At 62.7% G+C, this 20,705-nt stretch carries 10 protein-coding genes; 8 read left to right on the forward strand and 2 right to left on the reverse strand.

Annotation, left to right across the window (positions count from 1 at the left end; translation table 11 throughout):
• Positions 1-198: 198 nt before the first annotated feature.
• Together R4P70_RS14880 and R4P70_RS14885 are read right to left on the reverse strand one after the other, a co-directional pair.
• The gene (locus tag R4P70_RS14880) at positions 199-945 is read right to left on the reverse strand and encodes a GTP pyrophosphokinase family protein (RefSeq protein ID WP_024487832.1); all 747 of its coding nucleotides are present in this window, start codon (positions 943-945) and stop codon (positions 199-201) included.
• 48 nt (positions 946-993) lie between these two features.
• Complete coding sequence (locus R4P70_RS14885; RefSeq protein WP_003941968.1) at positions 994-1,593, reverse strand: TetR/AcrR family transcriptional regulator; 600 nt, start codon at positions 1,591-1,593, stop codon at positions 994-996.
• A gap of 98 nt (positions 1,594-1,691) precedes the next feature.
• Here R4P70_RS14885 and R4P70_RS14890 point away from each other — a divergent pair, with 98 nt between their 5' ends.
• The 8 genes from R4P70_RS14890 to R4P70_RS14925 form a co-directional block, all read left to right on the forward strand.
• The gene (locus R4P70_RS14890; RefSeq protein WP_042453308.1) at positions 1,692-3,281 is read left to right on the forward strand and encodes a carboxyl transferase domain-containing protein; all 1,590 of its coding nucleotides are present in this window, start codon (positions 1,692-1,694) and stop codon (positions 3,279-3,281) included.
• Positions 3,282-3,286: 5 nt separating this feature from the next.
• On the forward strand, positions 3,287-5,326 hold the full coding sequence (locus R4P70_RS14895) for an acetyl/propionyl/methylcrotonyl-CoA carboxylase subunit alpha (RefSeq protein WP_283569182.1): 2,040 nt from the start codon (positions 3,287-3,289) through the stop codon (positions 5,324-5,326).
• On the forward strand, positions 5,326-6,489 hold the full coding sequence (locus R4P70_RS14900) for an acyl-CoA dehydrogenase family protein (RefSeq protein WP_020906879.1): 1,164 nt from the start codon (positions 5,326-5,328) through the stop codon (positions 6,487-6,489). Before R4P70_RS14895 ends, R4P70_RS14900 begins: the two co-directional genes overlap by 1 nt.
• Positions 6,486-6,974, forward strand: a complete 489-nt coding sequence (locus tag R4P70_RS14905; protein WP_020969025.1) for a MaoC family dehydratase — start codon at positions 6,486-6,488, stop codon at positions 6,972-6,974. Before R4P70_RS14900 ends, R4P70_RS14905 begins: the two co-directional genes overlap by 4 nt.
• Positions 6,971-7,798 carry an HpcH/HpaI aldolase/citrate lyase family protein gene (locus R4P70_RS14910; protein WP_283569183.1) on the forward strand — a complete coding sequence of 276 codons (828 nt, stop codon included), beginning with the start codon at positions 6,971-6,973 and terminating at the stop codon, positions 7,796-7,798. Before R4P70_RS14905 ends, R4P70_RS14910 begins: the two co-directional genes overlap by 4 nt.
• A gap of 3 nt (positions 7,799-7,801) precedes the next feature.
• The gene (locus tag R4P70_RS14915; protein WP_007730192.1) at positions 7,802-8,557 is read left to right on the forward strand and encodes a CoA transferase subunit A; all 756 of its coding nucleotides are present in this window, start codon (positions 7,802-7,804) and stop codon (positions 8,555-8,557) included.
• A gap of 41 nt (positions 8,558-8,598) precedes the next feature.
• Entirely contained in the window at positions 8,599-9,204 is a 606-nt protein-coding gene (locus R4P70_RS14920) for a 3-oxoacid CoA-transferase subunit B (RefSeq protein WP_174531772.1), read from the forward strand.
• A gap of 459 nt (positions 9,205-9,663) precedes the next feature.
• The coding region (locus R4P70_RS14925; protein WP_317830946.1) for a non-ribosomal peptide synthetase at positions 9,664-20,705 on the forward strand (11,042 nt) is incomplete at its 3' end.

Here is a 20,705-nt window from a genome sequence, read left to right on the forward strand (position 1 = left end):
GGCGCGGAGGGGCCCGCCCGCCCCGAGGCCAACAAACCCCCCCCCGCCCACCGTGCCCCCCGCCCCCCCCCCCGGGGGGGGGGGGCCCCCACTTCTTTTTGTTTGCCCTAGTTGTCCGACCCCAGTTGTGAGCGAACGGCACTTTCGTCGCCTCAGATGCGCCGAAAGGCGCGTTCGCTCAGGGGAGGGGGACCGAATTCAGAGCGCCCGTCGCTGAAGATGCAGCGCCTCGAGGAACTGCGCCGGCAGATCCTGCTCGAGGATTTCGTCGTCAGGATGCGGTAGCGCTTTGATTTTGGCGAACTCGTCGTTGAGTCGTTCCATCTTGACGTCCAGGCGGTGTGCCGCGGCTGCAGCCTCGGTGAGTTCGTCGAGGAGTTCGACGGGAACCTCGCGGTTGTACTTGTAGTAGATCTTGTGTTCGAGGCTCGCCCAGAAATCCATCGCGATCGTGCGGATCTGAAGTTCGATCGGTACGTGCCTGACGCGGTCACTCATGAAAACCGGGACCTCGACGATCAAGTGCAAGCTCTTGTAGCCGTTGGGTTTCGGATCGGCGATGTAGTCCTCGCGCTCGATCACCCGAAGGTCCGTCTGGCTGGTGAGCATCTCGGCGATTCGGTACGTGTCGGAAATGAAGCTGCAGGTGATACGTACTCCAGCGATGTCGAAGATGTTCTTCGAGATGTCGTCGATCGTCAGCGGGACGTTCAGGCGTTGAGCCTTTCGCAGGATGCTGTCCGGTGACTTGACCCGTGACGTGACGTGTTCGATGGGGCTGTACTGATTGATGTGAGTGAACTCGTCCTTGAGGATGTTCACCTTGGTCATCAGTTCGGAGATTCCGAATTGGTACAACATCATGAAGCGGGAGAACTCGGTCCGCAGTTCGGCGAAATCGGCCCTGCTGACCCCACTGCTGTCTTCCACGTTCGGCACCCTCATCTGTTAGCTGGTGTAACCAGTCTGCCACCGATTGTGCCGTGTCCGGTTTCAGTGGGTGCGCAGTGCGGCGAGCGTCATATCCCGCAGGACTCGACGCGCGCGTGCCGGCGAAGCGGGGTTGGCGCTGTGAGGGGTCGAGTTGATCAGACCGAAGGTGGCATGCGCTTTGATTCGTGCGTCCGCCTGATCGAGTTGGGGATCGAGTTGCTCGAGCACCCCGACCCAGACCTCGACGTACTTGCGCTGCGTCTGGCGTACCTGTCGACGCGCGTCGGCCGGCAGGCTTTCGAGGTCGCGGTCCTGGATGCGGATCAGGTCCGGCTCGCCGAGCGCGAAGTCGAGGTGGAACTCCACCAGTGCGTCGAGAGCAGCGCTCGGTGAGTCCGCTGCCTCCGCTGCCGCAGAGCCGCCTTCGTGCAGGCGCGTGCTGATGCCGACGAGAAGTTCCACGAGGACGGCGTCCTTGTTCGGAAAGTGCCGGTACACGGCCGGGCCGCTGATGCCGACGGCCGCGCCGAGGTCTTCGAGTCGCACACTCACGAATCCGCGTTCGGCGATCAACCGTGCGGCGGCGTCCAAGAGCTGACGTCGACGGTCGGCCTTCATCTGATCGCGTCGCGTCGGAGCTGCTACCTGCTCAGAGGTCATTCTCTCGATCTTTCTTCGCTTGTGTTCTGGACAACTCAGTTAATCATAGTTAATCTAGTTTCAGTTATCGAGCATTAACTCATGGCGAAGGCGGCGGGATGACTCCCAGTGGAATCACGCAAGGATCGGGCTACCGGTCCGATCACACCGTTCTGGTGGACGAACTGAAGAAGAAACTGGCGCAAGCAGCGCTGGGTGGCAACGAGCGCTCTCGCGAGCGTCACGTGAGCAGAGGGAAGTTGCTGCCGCGAGATCGCGTCGACTCGCTGCTCGACCAGGGCAGCCCCTTCCTCGAGCTGTCCCCACTGGCGGCCAACGGCCTGTACGACGACGAGTGCCCGGGCGCCGGCGTCATCACCGGTATCGGCCGTGTGTCGGGCCGGGAGTGCGTCATCGTTGCCAACGACGCGACGGTCAAGGGCGGCACTTACTACCCGATGACGGTGAAGAAGCACCTGCGCGCGCAGGAAGTTGCGCTGCAGAACAACCTTCCCTGCATCTACCTCGTCGACTCCGGCGGCGCCTTCCTGCCGCGCCAGGACGAGGTCTTCCCGGACCGTGAGCACTTCGGCCGGATCTTCTACAACCAGGCGACCATGAGCGCCAAGGGGATTCCCCAGATCGCCGCGGTTCTCGGTTCGTGCACCGCGGGAGGCGCCTACGTGCCCGCGATGAGCGACGAAGCAGTGATCGTCCGCAACCAGGGCACCATCTTCCTCGGCGGACCGCCGCTGGTGAAGGCTGCCACCGGTGAGATCGTGACGGCGGAAGAGCTCGGCGGCGGCGACCTGCACTCCAAGGTTTCCGGCGTCACCGATCACTTGGCCGAGGATGACCGCGACGCACTTCGGATCGTGCGCAACATCATTGCCACGCTCGGCCCCCGTTCCGAGCGCCCGTGGGACGTCATCTCCACGGTTCCGCCTGTCGCCGATCAGAGCGAGCTGTACGACGTCGTTCCGACCGATCCTCGTACTCCGTACGACGTGCACGAGGTCATCACCAAGCTCGTTGACGGTGGCGCGTTCCAGGAGTTCAAGGCTGAATACGGCAAGACGCTCGTCACCGGTTTCGCCCACATCGAGGGCCACCCGGTCGGCATCATCGCCAACAACGGCGTGCTCTTCGGCGAATCCGCCATGAAGGGAGCACATTTCATCGAACTGTGCGACAAGCGCAGTGTGCCGCTGCTGTTCCTGCAGAACATCGCGGGCTTCATGGTGGGACGCGACTACGAGGCCGGCGGCATCGCCAAGCATGGCGCCAAGATGGTCACGGCAGTCGCGTGTGCACGGGTCCCCAAGCTGACGGTTGTCATCGGCGGCTCGTACGGCGCCGGCAACTACTCCATGTGTGGACGCGCGTATTCACCTCGCTTCCTGTGGATGTGGCCGAACGCGCGCATCTCGGTCATGGGCGGCGAGCAGGCCGCGTCGGTGCTCTCGACGGTTCGTAGTGACCAGCTCGACAGCGCGGGTAATCCGTGGTCGGCCGAGGACGAAGAGTCGTTCAAGGCGCCGATCCGTGAGCAGTACGAGGCTCAGGGCAATCCGTACTACTCCACTGCGCGGCTGTGGGATGACGGTGTCATCGATCCTGCAGATACCAGAACTGTTCTCGGCCTGGCCCTTTCGGTGTGCGCGAACGCGCCGATCGAGCCGGTCTCCTACGGCGTCTTCCGGATGTGAGCGAAATGACTGAGTTGCGCACTATCGATACTGTTCTCGTGGCCAACCGCGGTGAGATCGCGGTTCGCGTGATCCGCACGTTGCGTGAGTTGGGAATTCGCAGCGTCGCCGTCTACAGCGACGCCGACGCGAATGCTCGCCACGTCCGCGAGGCCGACACTGCCGTCAACATCGGACCGGCCGCGGCGCGTGAAAGCTACCTCGTCATCGACAAGGTGATCGACGCTGCCAAGTCCACCGGTGCTCAGGGTATTCACCCCGGTTACGGCTTCCTGTCGGAGAACTCGGCGTTCTCGGCTGCTTGCGCGGCTGCCGGAATCGCCTTCCTCGGCCCCTCCGAGCACGCCATCGAGGTGATGGGTGACAAGATCACCGCGAAGAACGCGGTTGCCGCGTTCGACGTGCCGGTGGTCCCGGGTATCGCTCGCCCGAATCTGACCGACGAAGAACTGATCGCAGCGGCCGAGGACATCGGCTACCCGGTGTTGGTCAAGCCTTCGGCAGGTGGCGGTGGTAAGGGAATGCGTCTGGTCGAGGATCCGGCCAATCTGGCCGAGGCTCTTCGCAGTGCCCGCCGTGAGGCCGCGTCGTCGTTCGGCGACGACACCCTGTTCCTCGAGCGATTCGTCCTGCGGCCCCGGCACATCGAGGTCCAGGTTCTCGCCGACCAGCACGGCAACGTCGTTCACCTGGGTGAGCGCGAATGCAGCCTGCAGCGGCGTCACCAGAAGGTCATCGAAGAGGCTCCGTCGCCGCTGCTCGATCAGGTGACCCGTGACCGGATCGGCGCGGCAGCGTGCAACACCGCTCGAAGCGTCGATTACACCGGCGCCGGCACTGTCGAGTTCATCGTCTCCGCCGACAAGCCGGACGAGTTCTTCTTCATGGAGATGAACACCCGCCTCCAGGTCGAGCATCCCGTTACCGAAATGGTGACCGGACTGGATCTGGTCGAATGGCAGGTTCGTGTGGCAGCAGGGGAGAAGTTGGCCTTCTCCCAGAGTGACATCACGCTGACCGGGCACGCTATCGAAGCTCGTGTGTACGCGGAGGATCCGGGCCGTGGGTTCCTGCCGACCGGCGGCCGCGTCGTCGATCTGGTCGAGCCGTCAGGTTCCGGCGTGCGCGTCGATTCCGGACTGCTCGCGGGCACCGTCGTCGGCAGTGACTACGACCCGATGCTCAGCAAGGTCATCGCCCATGCTCCCGACCGCGCGGGCGCACTGCGCAAGCTCGATCGCGCACTCGGTGACACCGCAGTGCTCGGAGTCGTGACCAACATCGAGTTCGCACGGTTCCTCCTCGCTGATCCGGATGTGATCGCGGGCAACCTCGACACCGGTCTGCTCGATCGTCGCGTCGAAGACTTTGTCGCAGCCGACGCCTCGGACGAGGTGCTCATTGCTGCCGCGGCGTATCGTTGGCTCTCGCGGTGGACAACTTCGGAATCCGTTGATCCCTGGGATGTCCCGAGTGGGTGGCGCGTCGGAACTCCCGCTCCGACCAGCATCAGGCTCTCCGCCGGCACCCGAACGGCGCACGTTGCGATCGTCGGCGTTCCCGCGGCTGCAAAGGTCGAGGTCGAAGGTTCACAGCCGCGCGCATTCAGCGCGACCCTGACGGGATCCGAACTGGCGGTGGTGATCGACGGACGTCGACGCACGTTTGTCGTCGCCGAGACCGATGGTGGTCTGTGGCTGGCAGGCGGCGGAACCTGGCACGTGCGCGAGGTTGCCGAAGTCAGCGTTCGCGGTGAGGACAAGCATGCCGGTGACGCCGAAATCGCCAGCCCCATGCCCGGTGCCGTCATCGCAGTCAACGTCGAGAACGGCGGGGCAGTGAGCGCGGGACAACCACTCGTCGTGGTCGAGGCCATGAAGATGGAGCACTCCTTGACGTCCCCGATCGACGGGATCGTGGAAGTGCTTGTCCGTCAGGGCGATCAGGTGATGGTGGATCAGGTTCTGGCCCGCGTGGTACCTGTCGCGGACGAAGAGACTGCAGAAGTAAAGACCGAGAACACGACGCAGAAGGAAGACGCCTGATGTCCGATTACCTTGCCACCGGAGCGCTTCCGGACGAATACCAGCAGCTCGCCAAGACGGTTGCGGATTTCGCGAAGACCGTAGTGGCACCGGTTGCTGCCGAGCACGACGCCAACCACACCTTCCCGTACGAGGTAGTGGCCGGGATGGCTGACATGGGACTGTTCGGCCTGCCGTTTCCCGAGGAGTACGGCGGAATGGGCGGCGACTACTTCGCACTCTGCCTGGCGCTCGAAGAGCTGGGCAAGGTCGACCAGAGCGTCGCGATCACTCTCGAAGCTGGTGTGTCCCTTGGTGCCATGCCGATCTACCGTTTCGGTAACGAGGCGCAGAAGGAAGAGTGGCTTCCGCAGCTCACCAGCGGAAAGTCGTTGGCTGCTTTCGGCCTGACCGAGCCGGGTGCGGGTAGCGACGCCGGCGGCACCAAGACCACCGCGAAGTTCGACAGCGGTGAGTGGATCATCAACGGCAACAAGCAGTTCATCACCAACTCGGGCACCGACATCACCAAGCTCGTGACGGTCACCGCGGTCACGGGTGTCAAGGACGGCGGCAAGAAGGAGATCTCGACGATCCTCGTGCCGACCACGACGCCCGGCTTCACGGCCGAGCCCGCGTACAACAAGGTCGGTTGGAACGCATCCGACACCCATCCGCTCACGTTCGCCGATGTTCGTGTCCCCGAAGAGAATCTGCTCGGTGAGCGTGGCCGCGGCTACGCGAACTTCCTGCGCATCCTCGACGAAGGCCGCATCGCTATTTCCGCGTTGAGCGTCGGTGCCGCCCAGGGCTGCGTCGACGAGTCGATCAAGTACGCGAAGGAGCGCGAGGCGTTCGGTCGGCCCATCGGACACAACCAGGCCATTGCGTTCAAGATCGCGCGTATGGAGGCTCGTGCCCACGTCGCACGTACCGCGTACTACGACGCGGCCGCACTCATGTTGTCGGGCAAGCCGTTCAAGAAGCAGGCGTCCATCGCCAAGCTGATTTCTTCCGAAGCTGCCATGGACAACGCCCGCGACGCCACCCAGATCCACGGCGGATACGGCTTCATGAACGAGTACGCCGTCGCGCGCCACTACCGTGACAGCAAGATCCTCGAAATCGGTGAGGGAACGACCGAGGTGCAGTTGATGCTCATCGCTCGTGAGGCAGGGTTGTGACGAACCCCAAGAAGATCACTCAGCGCGGGCTCTGGTTCGAGGAGTTCGAGGTCGGCGCGATCTACGAGCATCGCCCAGGCCGGACGGTGACCGAGGCTGACAACGTACTGTTCACGACTCTGACGATGAACACGCAGGCGCTGCATCTCGATGCTGCGTACAGCGAAGGCACTCAATTCGGTGTGCGGCTGGTCAATTCGATGTTCACCCTGTCGACCATCGTCGGCCTCTCGGTCGCGCAGTTGACGCAGGGCACCATCGTCGCCAACCTCGGTTTCTCCGAGATCAGCTTCCCGAAGCCGCTCTTTCACGGGGACACCCTGTACGCCGAGACGCTCATCGCGGACAAGCGTGAGTCGAAGAGCCGTCCGGGCGAAGGCATCGTGACGCTCGTGCACACCGGGCGCAACCAGCACGGCGATGTCGTCGCACTGGCCACGCGCAAGACGTTGGTGCAGCTCCGCCCGGCCGAGGTGTCCTCATGACGTGGACGCCACCGGGGCCGGCCTGGTTGTTCTGCCCGGCGGATCGTCCCGAGCGCTACGCGAAGGCGGCCGCCGTTGCCGACGTCGTGATCCTCGATCTCGAAGACGGGGTGGCTCCGGCCGACAAAGAAGCCGCACGTGCAGCCCTGATCGACACTCCTCTCGATCCGGACCGGGCGATTGTGCGCGTCAATCCGGTCGGTACGCCTGATCACGAACTCGATCTGATCGCGCTGGACGGCACACACTATTCGCGTCTCATGCTGTCCAAGTGCGAATCGGCCGAGGACGTCCTCTCGCTCGCACCGGCGGACGTGGTTGCACTCGTCGAGTCCCCGCGAGGAGCCCTCGCCGTGGCCGACATCGCGCTTGCTGCGAACGCCATCGGTGTCATGTGGGGAGCCGAGGATCTTGTGGCCGGTCTCGGCGGTAACTCGAGCAGGCACCCGAACGGTTCGTACCGCGACGTTGCCAAGCACGTCCGATCGACGTCTCTCCTGGCTGCGAAGAGCTACGGCCGGTTGGCTGTCGATTCCGTTTATCTCGACATCAAGGACCTCGTCGGCCTGGGCGTCGAGTCCGCTGATGCTGTCGCAGTCGGCTTCGACGTGAAGGTTGCGATCCACCCGAGTCAGGTCGAGGTCATCCGTGGTGCCTTCGCACCTTCGGAAAAAGAGATCGACTGGGCCACACGAGTGCTTGCCGCGGTGTCTACTGAACGTGGTGTGTTCGCGTTCGAGGGCAAGATGGTCGACGCTCCCGTTCTTCGTCACGCCGAGAAGCTTCTTCACCGAGCCGGAATCTTTCAGCAGAAGGAGAACTAACGGATGAGCAAAGTCGTGAATACGGCAGCTGAGGCAGTTGCCGACATCGCGAGCGGATCCAGGCTCGCAGTGGGCGGCTTCGGGCTGTGCGGTATTCCCGACGCACTGATCGCGGCGATCGCGGACGGCGACGCCACCGATCTCGAGGTGTTCTCCAACAACTGCGGTGTCGACGACTACGGTCTCGGCATTCTGCTCGGCGCGCACCGGATCGCCAGGGTGACGGCGTCGTACGTGGGGGAGAACAAGGAGTTCGCCCGCCAGTATCTCGCCGGTGAGCTCGAAGTGGAGTTGACGCCGCAGGGGACGCTGGCCGAGCGGCTGCGAGCTGGCGGTACCGGCATCCCGGCGTTCTACACTCCGGCCGGCGTCGGCACACCGATCGCCGAGGGCGGCTTGCCGTGGCGATACAACCCGGACGGTTCGATCGCCGTGGCGTCGCCACCGAAGGCGACGGCAGTGTTCGGTGGCCGCACGTATGTATTGGAAGAGGCGATCACCGCTGACTTCGCGCTCGTGCACGCGGACTACGGCGACACCGAAGGAAATCTCGTCTTCAACAAGACGGCGATGAACTTCAACCCGCTTGCTGCCATGGCCGGCCGGATCACCATCGCGCAGGTGGAGAACCTCGTCGAGCCGGGCGACATCGACCCCGCACACGTGCACCTACCTGGTGTGTTCGTCGCGCGGGTCGTGCACACAGGCCCACAGGAGAAGCGGATCGAGAAGCGGACCGTCTCAGGGGGTACCAAGTGAGCAGCGCAGAGGAAACTCGTATCGGTTGGACCCGCCACGAGATGGCCGCTCGCGCTGCTGCCGAGATGCGGCCGGGTGAGTACGTCAACCTCGGCATCGGCCTGCCGACGCTGATCCCCAGTTACTTGCCCGAGGGCGTCAAGGTGGTCCTGCACAGCGAGAACGGCATCCTCGGTACCGGACCGTATCCGACCGATGATCAGGTCGATGCCGACCTCATCAATGCAGGTAAAGAAACCGTCACCGTCAATCCTGGTGCCGCGTTCTTCGACTCGGCCCTCTCGTTCGGGATGATCCGCGGCGGCCACATCGACACCGCGGTGCTCGGCGGGATGCAGGTGTCGAAGACCGGAGACCTCGCCAACTGGATGGTCCCCGGCAAGATGGTCAAGGGCATGGGCGGGGCGATGGACCTGGTCCACGGTGCCCGCCGCGTCATCGTCGTGATGGAGCACACCGATCGCGACGGAAACCCCAAGATCGTCGAGGCGTGCACCCTGCCGCTTACCGGGCAGGGCGTCGTCCACCGGATCATCACCGACCTGGCAGTGCTGGACGTCACCGCGGACGGGCTGGAGCTTGTGGAGCTGGCTCCAGGTGTCACCAGTGAACACCTGAAGAGTGTGACTGGTGTGGGTTTTTCCTGAAGCTTCGTACCTTCAATCGAAAGAACGCGCCGACCGCTGGTCGGCGCGTTCTTTCGTCGGTCTGTCGGCGTGTACAGATAGTCTCGATCAGCGACTGTCGAATCTGGTTCGAGCTCGGGCACCAAGTAGCTGAGGGGCCTGTAAATTGTCCGAGGTGACTGATGTGGATGGGGGTGCAGATCGTCGGCAGCAAATTGATTGTTCCAGGGGTGGAGATGTCGCGCACAGTGTCTGAACCGTGCGTTTCGGCAATGCGATCGGGGGGTAGATGAGCTGGGCGATTTGTAACGAATTGCAGCAAAACCGTCGATACACCGGGGTATGGATTTCTCTTGTCACCTATGTATCGGAGACAATGGGTGGTTCTGGCTCGTCGAGGTTGGATGAGGTCGGTAGCTGCTGCGAATCGGACGTTCGGCTCGCACGGGTGCGCAATGGTGTGGAAGAGAGGCTGTGGGCGTGAATTCGCTGGGTAACGGAGAACTGGGGAGCGGCAAGCCGGAGGTCGGCAGCTCGCCGGAAGACGTTCAGCGATCAGACGCATTCCCACTTTCGGCGGCCCAGCTCGGTATGTGGTTCGCGCAGCACCTTGATCCCGCAGTACCGGTCAACATCGCCCAGTACGTCGAACTCCGTGGTGCTCTGGAGCTTGACGCCCTTCGCCAGGCCTGTGCAGACGCCGGTCGCGAAATCGGGTCGGCCTTCGTGCGGATCTTCGAGATCGATGCCCAGCCGTACCAGATCATCGACCCCACACTCGATGATTCAGTCGGCTACGTCGATCTTCGTAGTGAAGACGACTCGCACGACGCCGCCATGCGGTGGATGCGAGCAGATCGCAGTCGGCCGATCGACATGCTTACGGACCGACTGATCTCTGCCACGATCCTGCGCCTCGGCGAGAACCGCTACTACTGGTACACGCGGGTCCACCACACAATTCTCGACGGTTTCGGTGCGTCGACGTTCGTCACTCGTGTGGCGGAGCTGTACTCGGCGCGCGTGGAGGGCCGGGATCCGGAGCCGAGTGAGGCCTCCGATCTCCGGAACGTCTACGAGGTGGACAACAAGTACCGCCAGTCGAGTCGTTTCGAAACCGATCGCAAGTACTGGGCAGACAAGATCGAGAATCTCGACGAGATCTCGAGCCTCGCGGGTCGAAGTGCCGCGCCTGCTCCAGTCAGTCGGATCGACAGTGCAGCGCTGTCCAACCACGTCGAGGCTCTGCTCGGGCGGTTCCTCGAGCGCGTAGAGAAGACCACTGTTGCCGGCACTGTCGTCGCGGCGTTTGCGGCGTACCTCGCTCAGATGACCGGGCGAGAGGACGTGTCGCTGAGTCTGCCCGTTTCCGGTCGAACGACAGCCGTGCTGCGTCGATCCGGAGGCATGGTCTCCAACGTCGTGCCGCTGCGACTGACCGTCACTGCGGACACCACCGTCCAGGAGCTTCTGGACGACGTCAGGAACGAAATGTCCGGCGCACTGCGCCACCAGCGATACCGACACGAGGACATGGTTCGCGGCGGTGACGGGCCGGGCCGGGGCGGATTCTTCGGCCCGTGGATCAACATCATGATGTTTTCCACCGAGTTGGCGTTCGGGCCCCTTGTCGGCGAGCTTCATATCCTGTCCACGGGTTTGATCGAAGACCTCGGTGTCAACCTGTACCAGAGCGTCGGCGACACCCGTACGCACATCGATTTCGAGTCGAATCCCAATCTGTACGCGCCCGCGGACGCCCAGCGAAATCACTCGCGGTTCGTGGAGTTTCTCGAGAAGTTCGTCTCGGCCGAAACGAGCCGCAAGGTCTGGGATCTTCCTGTCGCAACCGACGAGGAGCGAAACAAGGTTGCCTTGTGGAACCGCACCGGCTTCCACGTTGCCTCGCAGACCATCACCGAAGCATTCGAGCTTCAGGTCGAGAGAACTCCCGATGCCACCGCTGTCGTTTTCGAAGGCGCCAGCCTCACATACGCCGAATTCGACTCTCGCGCAAATGGTTTGGCTCGTCAACTCATCGCCATGGGTGTTGGGCCCGAATCGCTTGTAGGACTGTCGATCCGCAGGTCTTTGGACTTGATGGTCGGTCTGTACGCGATTGCCAAGGCCGGCGGAGCCTGGGTGCCGGTGGATCCCGACCACCCAGCGGAACGCACCGCCTACATTCTCGAGTCGGCGCAGCCCACGTGTGTTGTGACCACTGCGCGGGACGACGTGGATCTGCCCTCGGGCACACGGGTCATCGAGATCGACACGCTGGACTATGGGCAGCTCGACAGCAGGCCGATCGTCAACGCAGATCGCCTGTCTCCCTTGCATTTCTCGAACACTGCCTACGTGATCTACACCTCGGGTTCGACCGGTCGACCCAAGGGTGTCGCGGTCACTCACGCGGCGATCAACAATCAGCTTCAGTGGATGAACGCCGAGTACGGGCTTTCGGCGTCGGACATCTACCTGCAGAAGACCGCTACGACATTCGACGTGTCCCTGTGGGGATTCTTCATGCCGTTGCAGGTCGGCGCCACGCTCGTCGTCGCGATTCCGGACGGTCATCGAGACCCGATCTACGTGGCGAACAAGATCGCGGAGCTCGGCGTCACGATCACCGACTTCGTGCCATCCATGCTCACGCTGTTCACTGCGAATGCACCTGCCGGATCTTGTGATTCGTTGCGCCACGTGTTCGTCATCGGCGAGGCGCTCCCGCCCGAGACGTCTTCCGCCTTCCGCGAACTCTGTGGAGCCGGACTGCACAACCTGTACGGTCCGACCGAAGCCGCGGTGTCGGTCACGTACTACGAGGCCGTGGCCACGGATACTACTTCCGTGCCGATCGGTATGCCGCAGTGGAACACTCAGGCGCACGTACTGGACGGACAACTTCGCCCGACCCCCATCGGGCAGCCGGGTGAGCTCTATCTCGCCGGCGTTCAACTCGCGCGCGGATACGTTGGTCGACCGGACCTGAGCTCGGATCGGTTCGTAGCCAATCCGTACGGCACGGCCGGTGAGCGTATGTACCGGACCGGCGACCTCGTCCGCCGCCGTGAGGACGGAAACCTCGACTACATCGGGCGTACCGACTTCCAGGTGAAGTTCCGTGGGCAGCGCATCGAGCTCGGCGAAATCGAGACCGTCCTTCTGGCACACCCCAACGTTTCCCAGGCTGTTGTCTTGGTGACCGTCACCCCGACCGGTGATCAATTGGTCGGCTACGTCGTGCCGGGCCCGGGCCGAAACATCGATGCTGCGGTGCTCAGTGAGTTCGCCGGTCGAAGCCTCCCTTCGTACATGGTTCCGGCCGCGTTGATGGTGCTCGATGCGTTGCCGCTCAACACGAGTGGCAAATTGGATCGTGCCGGGTTGCCCGAGCCGGTGTTCGCGAGTGCGAAGCAGTACCGCGAGCCCCGCACCGAAATCGAGCGGGTTGTCGCTGACGTCTTTGCCGACGTTCTCGGTGTCGAGCGCGTCGGTATCGACGACGACTTCTTTGAACTCGGTGGAAACTCGCTGGTTGCAACACAATTGGTGACCCGCGTGGGTTCCGCCTTGGGAGTGCAACTCGGCGTTCGAGAGCTTTTCGAGTCCACCACGGTCGCTACCTTGGCGGCCCGCGCCGAGTCTGTGGCGGGTAACGCGCGGCAGCTCACCCCGCTGATCGCCAAGCCTCGTCCCCAGGTTGTTCCGCTCTCGCTTGCACAGCAGCGCATGTGGTTCATCAACCGTCTCGATTCGTCGACGCCGGCGTACAACCTTCCGTTCACGGTCCGGCTCACCGGTTCGGTGGACCCGTCCGCCCTGCATGCCGCGGTGATGGATCTTCTCGAGCGACACGAGTCCTTGCGGACGATCTACCCTGATGTCGACGGAACCGCGCAACAGCTGGTTCTGCCGGTCGATCGGGCTGCGGTGGAGTTGAATCCGGTCAAGATTCGGAATTCGCATCTCGACGCGGCGCTGTTCGACGTGGCGTCTCGCGGCTTCGACGTGACGCTCGAAATCCCGGTACGGGTTGCCCTCTTCGAGGTGTCTCCGACGGACTACGTCCTGGTGATGGTTCTCCATCACATCGCTGCAGACGGACTGTCGTTCCGTCCGCTCGCACGTGACCTTCTCGTCGCATACTCGGCGCGAAGTGAGAAGTCTGCGCCGGCGTGGACGCCGCTGCCGATTCAGTATGCCGATTACGCCCTGTGGCAGCGCGAAGCACTGGGATCCGACGAAGACCCGCGCTCGGAGTCGTCTCGCCAGATCAACTTCTGGCGCCGGGCACTTGCCGATTTGCCGGATCAGTTGGATCTGCCGACCGACCGACCTCGTCCTGCCATCGCGTCCAATCACGGTGCCAAGCACCATTTTCAGATCAGCGAACGCACGACGCGCAAGTTGAACGAGTTGGCGCGCTCGAGGAGCGTCTCGCTGTTCATGGTGTTGCAGGCGGCATATGCAACGCTGTTGAGCCGGCTCAGTGGTACCTCCGACATCGCGATCGGTGCCCCGATCGGCGGGCGAGGCGATCAAGCGCTCAACGACGTGATCGGCATGTTCGTGAACACCCTGGTGCTTCGCACCGAGGTCGATCCGAACGAACGATTCGAAGAGTTGCTCGCTCGGGTAAGGGAATCGGGCTTGTCTGCCTACGGGCATGCCGATGTGCCGTTCGAGCGGTTGGTCGAAGTCCTGAGTCCGGCGCGTTCGCAGGCTCGACACCCGCTGTTCCAGGTTGCGCTCACTGCGGAGATCAGTGGACGACGCGAACTGGAATTCTCAGGTGTCAAAGCAGTTGCAGCTGAATTGGAAGTACCGGTCGCCAAATTCGATCTCGAACTCATGGTGTCCGAGAATCCCGAAGGAACCGAAGACGCGGATGTCTTGAGTGCCACCTTCACCTACGCCACGGACTTGTTCGATCCGGCCACGGTGAACACTTTCGCTACTCGGTTCGTGCGCATTCTCGATGCCGTGGCTACCCGACCTGAAACGATCGTCGGCGATATCGACCTGCTCTCACGCTCCGAGCGCACCGATCTGACGGTCGTAGCTGCGGATGACACGATGCCCCGGCAGAGTCTCGTCGACATCTTCCTGGCCGGCACGGCTGAGGCGGATTCGGTTGCTGTTCGCTTCGAGGGTCGATCGATCACCTACCGCGAGCTCGATGAGCAGTCGTCGAAGCTCGCACGGGTTCTGATCGGACGGGGCGCCGGCCCCGAGACCATTGTTGCTCTCGCCTTTCCTCGCTCGTACGAGATGGTCTGTGCAGTATGGGCGGTGGCGAAGTCAGGGGCGGCATACGTCCCAGTCGACCCGAGCTATCCGGAAGATCGTGTCCGGCACATGCTGGCCGATTCTTCGGCCGCGATCGGACTCACGTCGGGACAGTTCGTAGATCAGCTTCCTGCGGTCACAGAATGGTTGGTCTTTGACGGCCAGGCGCTGAACGGAGAACTGTCGACGCAATCTTCAGCGCCGGTCACGGACGAGGACCGAATCGCTCCGATTCACAGTTCTCACGTTGCATATGTCATTTACACATCCGGTTCCACGGGAAAACCGAAGGGTGTCAGCGTCACTCACGGTGGTCTCCGTGGGGTCAGAGACGCAGCACAGCGTCGCTACGAGGTAGAACAGTCCTCACGCTTCCTCCATATCTGTTCACCGAGCTTCGACCCGTCGGTACTGGAATGGATGGTCGCCTTCTCTGCGGGTGCAACTTTGGTGATCGTTCCCTCGACAATTATCGGTGGACACGAGTTGTCGGATCTTCTTCATTCCGAGAAGGTCACACACGCGATCATCACTCCCGCAGTACTCGGGACCATGGAGCCGGCAGAGCTGCCTGAATTGCGAGTCGTCTCCGTCGGCGGTGACGTGACCACTCCCGAGTTGCTGGCGAAATGGGCCCCAGGGCGCGCCTACTTCAATGGGTACGGTCCGACCGAGACCACGATCATCTCGTCGTTCGGCGATCTCGCGATCGGCCGATCGATCGACATCGGGCGTCCCGTCGAGGGCATGTCGGCACTGGTACTCGACGAGCGTCTGCATCCTGTTCCAGTCGGTACCAGGGGAGAGCTCTACTTTGCGGGCGCTGCATTGGCTCGCGGCTACCACGAGCGGCGAGGTCTTTCTGCGGAACGGTTTGTTGCCAACCCGTATTCGCCGGACGGCGAGCGAATGTACCGGACCGGCGATGTCGTGCGCTGGACCGGCGGAGACGCGCGCGGTGACGCGGGGGTCCTCGAATACGTCGGCCGCAGTGACTTCCAGGTCAAGGTTCGCGGATTCCGTATCGAACTCGGTGAGATCGACGCAGTTCTGTCCTCGCACGAGTCTGTGCGCTTCGCGGTGACAGTCGGAAGCGAAGGCGCGGCGGGTGTCACAACCCTCGTTTCCTACGTCGAACTGGCTGACGGGTCGAGTTTCGATCGGGACGTGCTCGCCTCGTTCGTGGCGGAGGCTCTGCCGAGCTACATGGTTCCGTCCGTCATCATGGAACTCGCTGAGGTTCCGTTGACCCCGGTGGGCAAATTGGATCGCCGGGCTTTGCCGGAGCCTGTTTTCGAGGTCCGCGAGTTTCGTGCACCCACCACGCCGGTGGAAGAGATTGTCGCGCAGGTGATTGCGGATGTTGTCGGAGTGGAACGAGTCGGCCTCGACGACGACTTCTTTGAACTCGGTGGCAACTCCCTGGTGGCTACTCAGGTCACCTCCCGATTGGGGCGGGCGCTCGACACTACGGTGCCGGTGCGAACGCTATTCGACGTTTCCACCGTCGAGGCGCTCGCCGCACACATCGAGTCGCACGTAGGTAGCGGCGGGCAGAAGGCGCTCGTCGCACAGGTGCGTCCCGCGGAAATTCCGTTGTCGCTGGCGCAGCAGCGCATGTGGTTCCTGAACCGCTTCGACACCGATTCAGCTGCTTACAACATCACTTTTGCTCTGCACCTGACTGGCCATCTCGATACTGCCGCGATGGAAACTGCGCTCGAGGACGTACTGGCCCGGCATGAAGTGCTCCGAACGGTATATCCGGACGGGGCTTCCGGACCGAAGCAGTCGATTCTGTCGCTTTCGGAGGCGTTCGGCGGACTGACCGTGGAGTCGGTTTCGGATCAGGATGAGCTCGAAAGTCGAGTCGCTGCAATCGGATCCTCAGCGATCGACGTCACCGTCGACGTGCCGATCCGTGTCCGCCTGTTGACGGTCAGCGACACCGAGCACACCCTCGCGATCGTGGTTCATCACATCGCCGCTGACGGTTGGTCGATGGCGCCCCTGGCACGCGATGTCATGATTGCCTACTCGGCACGCAAGGACGCGATCGCGCCGGCGTGGCAGCCGTTGACTGTGCAGTACGCCGACTATTCGTTGTGGCAGCGTGAGGTTCTGGGGTCGGAAGACGACTCGGAATCACTGATCTCGCAGCAGATCTCGTACTGGACCGAGACTCTGGCAGACCTACCGGATGTGATCGAGCTTCCGTCGGACCGGTCTCGGCCTGATGTGGCGTCGATGCGCGGCGAGCGATTCGCGTTCGAGATCTCCGGGGATGTGCACCGTCGATTGGACGCGCTGGCACGGGAGAACAACGCAACGCTCTTCATGGCGTTGCACTCGGCGCTTGCGGTTCTGATGGCCCGACTGAGCGGGACCTCGGACATCGCCGTGGGCACCCCCGTTGCCGGTCGCGGCGACGAGGCGCTCGACGATCTCGTCGGTATGTTCGTCAACACGCTTGTTCTGCGCACCGAGGTCGACCAGGCCCAGGCATTCACCGATCTGCTGGCTGCGGCGAGTGATTCTGCGCTCGGAGCGTTCGCTCACTCGGACGTGCCCTTCGAGCGGTTGGTGGACGTCTTGGCTCCCGCCCGGTCGCAGGCCAGACATCCGCTGTTCCAGGTCGTCTTGTCCTTGCAGAATCTCGCGCAAACTGCATTGGAACTGCCGGGACTGGCGATCAAGGCCGCCGAAATCGACACGACCACTGCGAAGTTCGACCTCGAACTGGCGGTAACCGAGTCGATCGGCGAAGATGGGATCCAGCAAGGGCTCTCGGCCGAATTCACTTTTGCTGCAGATCTGTTCGACGTGTCGACGGTCGAGGGGTTTGCTCGGCGTCTGGTTCGTATCCTCGAGACTGTCGTGTCGGTTCCTTCGGTTGTCGTCGGTGACATCGATATTCTCGATGCGGCCGAGCGGGGTGTGCTGGCCGATGTTCATGGAGGTCAGTCGGTCTCGGGAACCCTGGTCGAGATTCTCACAGCTGCGGCCGCTGTGGATCCGTCGGCGGATGCGATTCGCTTCGACGGTCAGTCGATCAGCTACCGCGAACTCGACGAGCGTTCGTCGCGACTCGCTCGTGTTCTGATTGAGAAGGGCGTCGGGCCGGAGGATCGGGTCGCGATCGCGATTCCGCGTTCGGCCGATTCGGTTCTCGCTCTGTGGGCAGTGGTGAAAACGGGTGCTGCATTCGTGCCCGTCGACCCGACGTATCCGGTTGACCGTATCGCCCACATGATCTCCGATTCCGGTGCGGTGCTGGGTCTTGCGCTCAGTGACGTCGAGGCAGGATTGCCGTCGGCGTTGACGTGGGTTGTTCTCGACGACGAGAAGACAGTGGCGGCGTGCGCGGCAGAATCTTGCGCGCCGGTGAGTGATTCGGATCGACGTAGTGCGATCGACGAGCGGCAGCCTGCGTACGTCATCTACACGTCCGGCACCACAGGTCTGCCCAAGGGCGTTGTGGTCACCAACGCCGGTGTGGCGAATTTCTGTGCCGAGCAGGTCGAGCGCTATGCGCTGACCGCGGATGCTCGGACGCTGCATTTCGCCTCGCCGAGTTTCGATGCGTCTGTCCTCGAGTTGCTGATGGCATTCGGATCCGCGTCGACGATGGTGATTGCGCCGACGACGGTGTACGGCGGCGCGGAACTGGCCGAGATCTTGCGCTCGGAGGGCGTGACGCATGCGTTCGTGACGCCCGCTGCGCTGGCATCAGTGGATCCGAGCGGGATTGACGCGTTGCGGGTGGTTGTCGTCGGTGGCGAAGCCAGTTCGCGGTCTCTCGTTGCCAAGTGGGCGGTGCCGCTTCCGGATGGCGGTGTGCGTGGATTCTTCAATGCGTACGGTCCGACGGAGTCGACAGTCGCCTCGAACATCAGCGATACGCTGACCGCGTTTGATCGTATGAACATCGGCGGCCCGATTCGAGGTATGGCCGCGCGGATCTTGGACGGCCGCTTGCAGCCTGTGCCGGTTGGTGTCGCAGGTGAGTTGTACGTGTCGGGTGTTCAGGTCGCTCGTGGATACCTGGGACAGCCGGCATTGACGGCGGGTCGTTTTGTCGCAGACCCGTTCGGGGCGCCGGGAGAGCGGTTGTACCGCACGGGTGACGTGGTCCGGTGGATCGACGGTGGCGCGGTGGAGTACGTGGGCCGCAGCGACTTCCAGGTCAAGATCCGTGGGTTCCGTATCGAACTCGGCGAAATCGAGGCCGCACTGACCCGATGCGCGGGCGTTGCGCAAGCTGTTGCTCTTGTACGCTCCGACGATCACTTCGGCGATCGCCTCGTTGCATACGTGGTGCCACAGGCCGGCGCCGAGGTGGATCCCGCACAGGTCATCGAGTCGGTGTCGACGTTCCTCACCGGCTACATGGTTCCCGACTCGGTCCTGGTGCTCGATTCGATTCCGTTGACCACCGCGGGCAAGACGGACATCAAAGCTCTGCCATCGCCCGTGTTCGAGTCGAAGGTGTATCAGGCGCCGATCACGACCGTCGAAGAGACTGTCGCGCAGGTGTTCTCCGAAGTTCTCGGAGTCGCACAGGTTGGCCGCGACGACGACTTCTTCGAGCTCGGAGGCAACTCGCTGATCGCGACCCGTGTCGCCGCACGGCTGGGGGAGGCGCTTGACACAAGCGTTCCGGTTCGTGCGCTCTTCGAAGCGTCGACCGTGCAGTCACTCGCCCTCCGGCTCGAGCTGCACGCCGGTTCGGGTGCCACGGCCCCACTGATCCCGCAGTCCCGGCCCGCTCGGATCCCACTTTCGTTGGCGCAGCAGCGCATGTGGTTCCTGAACAGGTTCGAACCCGCGTCGGCAGTGAACAACGTTCCGGCGGCGATCAGGATTTCGGGCGCCCTCGATGTGGCAGCTCTCAACGCTGCCGTGATCGATGTCGTGGGCCGACACGAATCACTGCGGACGCTGTATCCGGACGTCGACGGCGTCGGGTACCAGGAAATCCGTGACGTTCGAGACGTTGTTGTCGATCTCAGCCCCGTGTCGATCACGGAAGATCGCCTGGCTGCAGGCGTCGCAGAGCTGGCGACGGTCGGCTTCGACGTGACGTCTGAAGTCCCGTTGCGCGCCAAGCTCTTCAAAGTCGGCGACAGCGAATACGTCCTGGTGTTCGTGGTGCATCACATCTCGACCGACGGTTTCTCGATGGGCCCGTTGACCCGCGACGTGATGGTTGCCTACGAAGCACGTACACGAGCGTCCGTGCCGGCTTGGACGCCGTTGCCGGTGCAGTACGCCGATTACTCGTTGTGGCAGCGTGAGGTTCTCGGGTCCGAGGAGGATCCGCAGTCCGTGATCGCGAAGCAGATTGCGTTCTGGTCGGGTGCGTTGGCTGATCTTCCGGAGCAGTTGGATCTGCCTGGTGATCGTCCGCGTCCCGAGGTCGCTTCAGGGCGCGGAGCCGAGGTCGAGTTCGATATCGACGCCACTCTGCACGGAGCTGTCAATTCGATTGCGCACAGCAGTAACTCGACACCGTTCATGGTTGTTCACGCAGCGCTCGCCGTCGTACTTTCTCGTTTGTCCGCAACAACCGACATCGCGATCGGTACACCGATCGCGGGTCGCGGTGAGGCGCAGCTCGACGATCTGATCGGTATGTTCGTCAACACTTTGGTGTTGCGTACCGAGGTTGATCCGTCGATGTCGTTCACGGATCTGTTGGCTTCGGCGCGTGAAGTGGATCTGCAGGCGTTCGCGCATGCGGATGTTCCGTTCGAGCGTGTGGTGGAGGTTCTCGATCCGGTTCGTTCGCAGGCTCGTCATCCGCTGTTTCAGGTGGCGTTGACGTTCCAGAACCACGAACAGACAACGCTCGAACTGGGCGACCTCGAAGTGTCGATCGAAAGTGCCGATCTTGCGTTGGCGAAATTCGACCTCCAGTTGACCCTGACCGAACGAACCGACGAGGCCGGCGCACCCGCCGGAATGTCCGCCTCTTTGACGTATGCGACGGATCTGTTCGACGAGTCGACCGTTGTGGAATTCGGTGATCGGCTGGTACGGACCTTCCGTGCGGTGACTGCTGATCCCACCGTAGCGGTGGGTGACGTTGACATCTTGGCCGATGGTGAACGAAACCTGCTGTCCCGCTTCAGTGCTGGCCAGATCGATCGTGGTGTGGATTCGACGTTGTCGGCGTGGTTCGATGATGCTGCTGCGCGGTTTGGTGATCGGATCGCGGTGCGGTTCGG

The sequence above is a fragment of the Rhodococcus sp. IEGM 1241 genome, assembly GCF_033142365.1.
Lineage (GTDB): Bacteria > Actinomycetota > Actinomycetes > Mycobacteriales > Mycobacteriaceae > Rhodococcus_F > Rhodococcus_F erythropolis.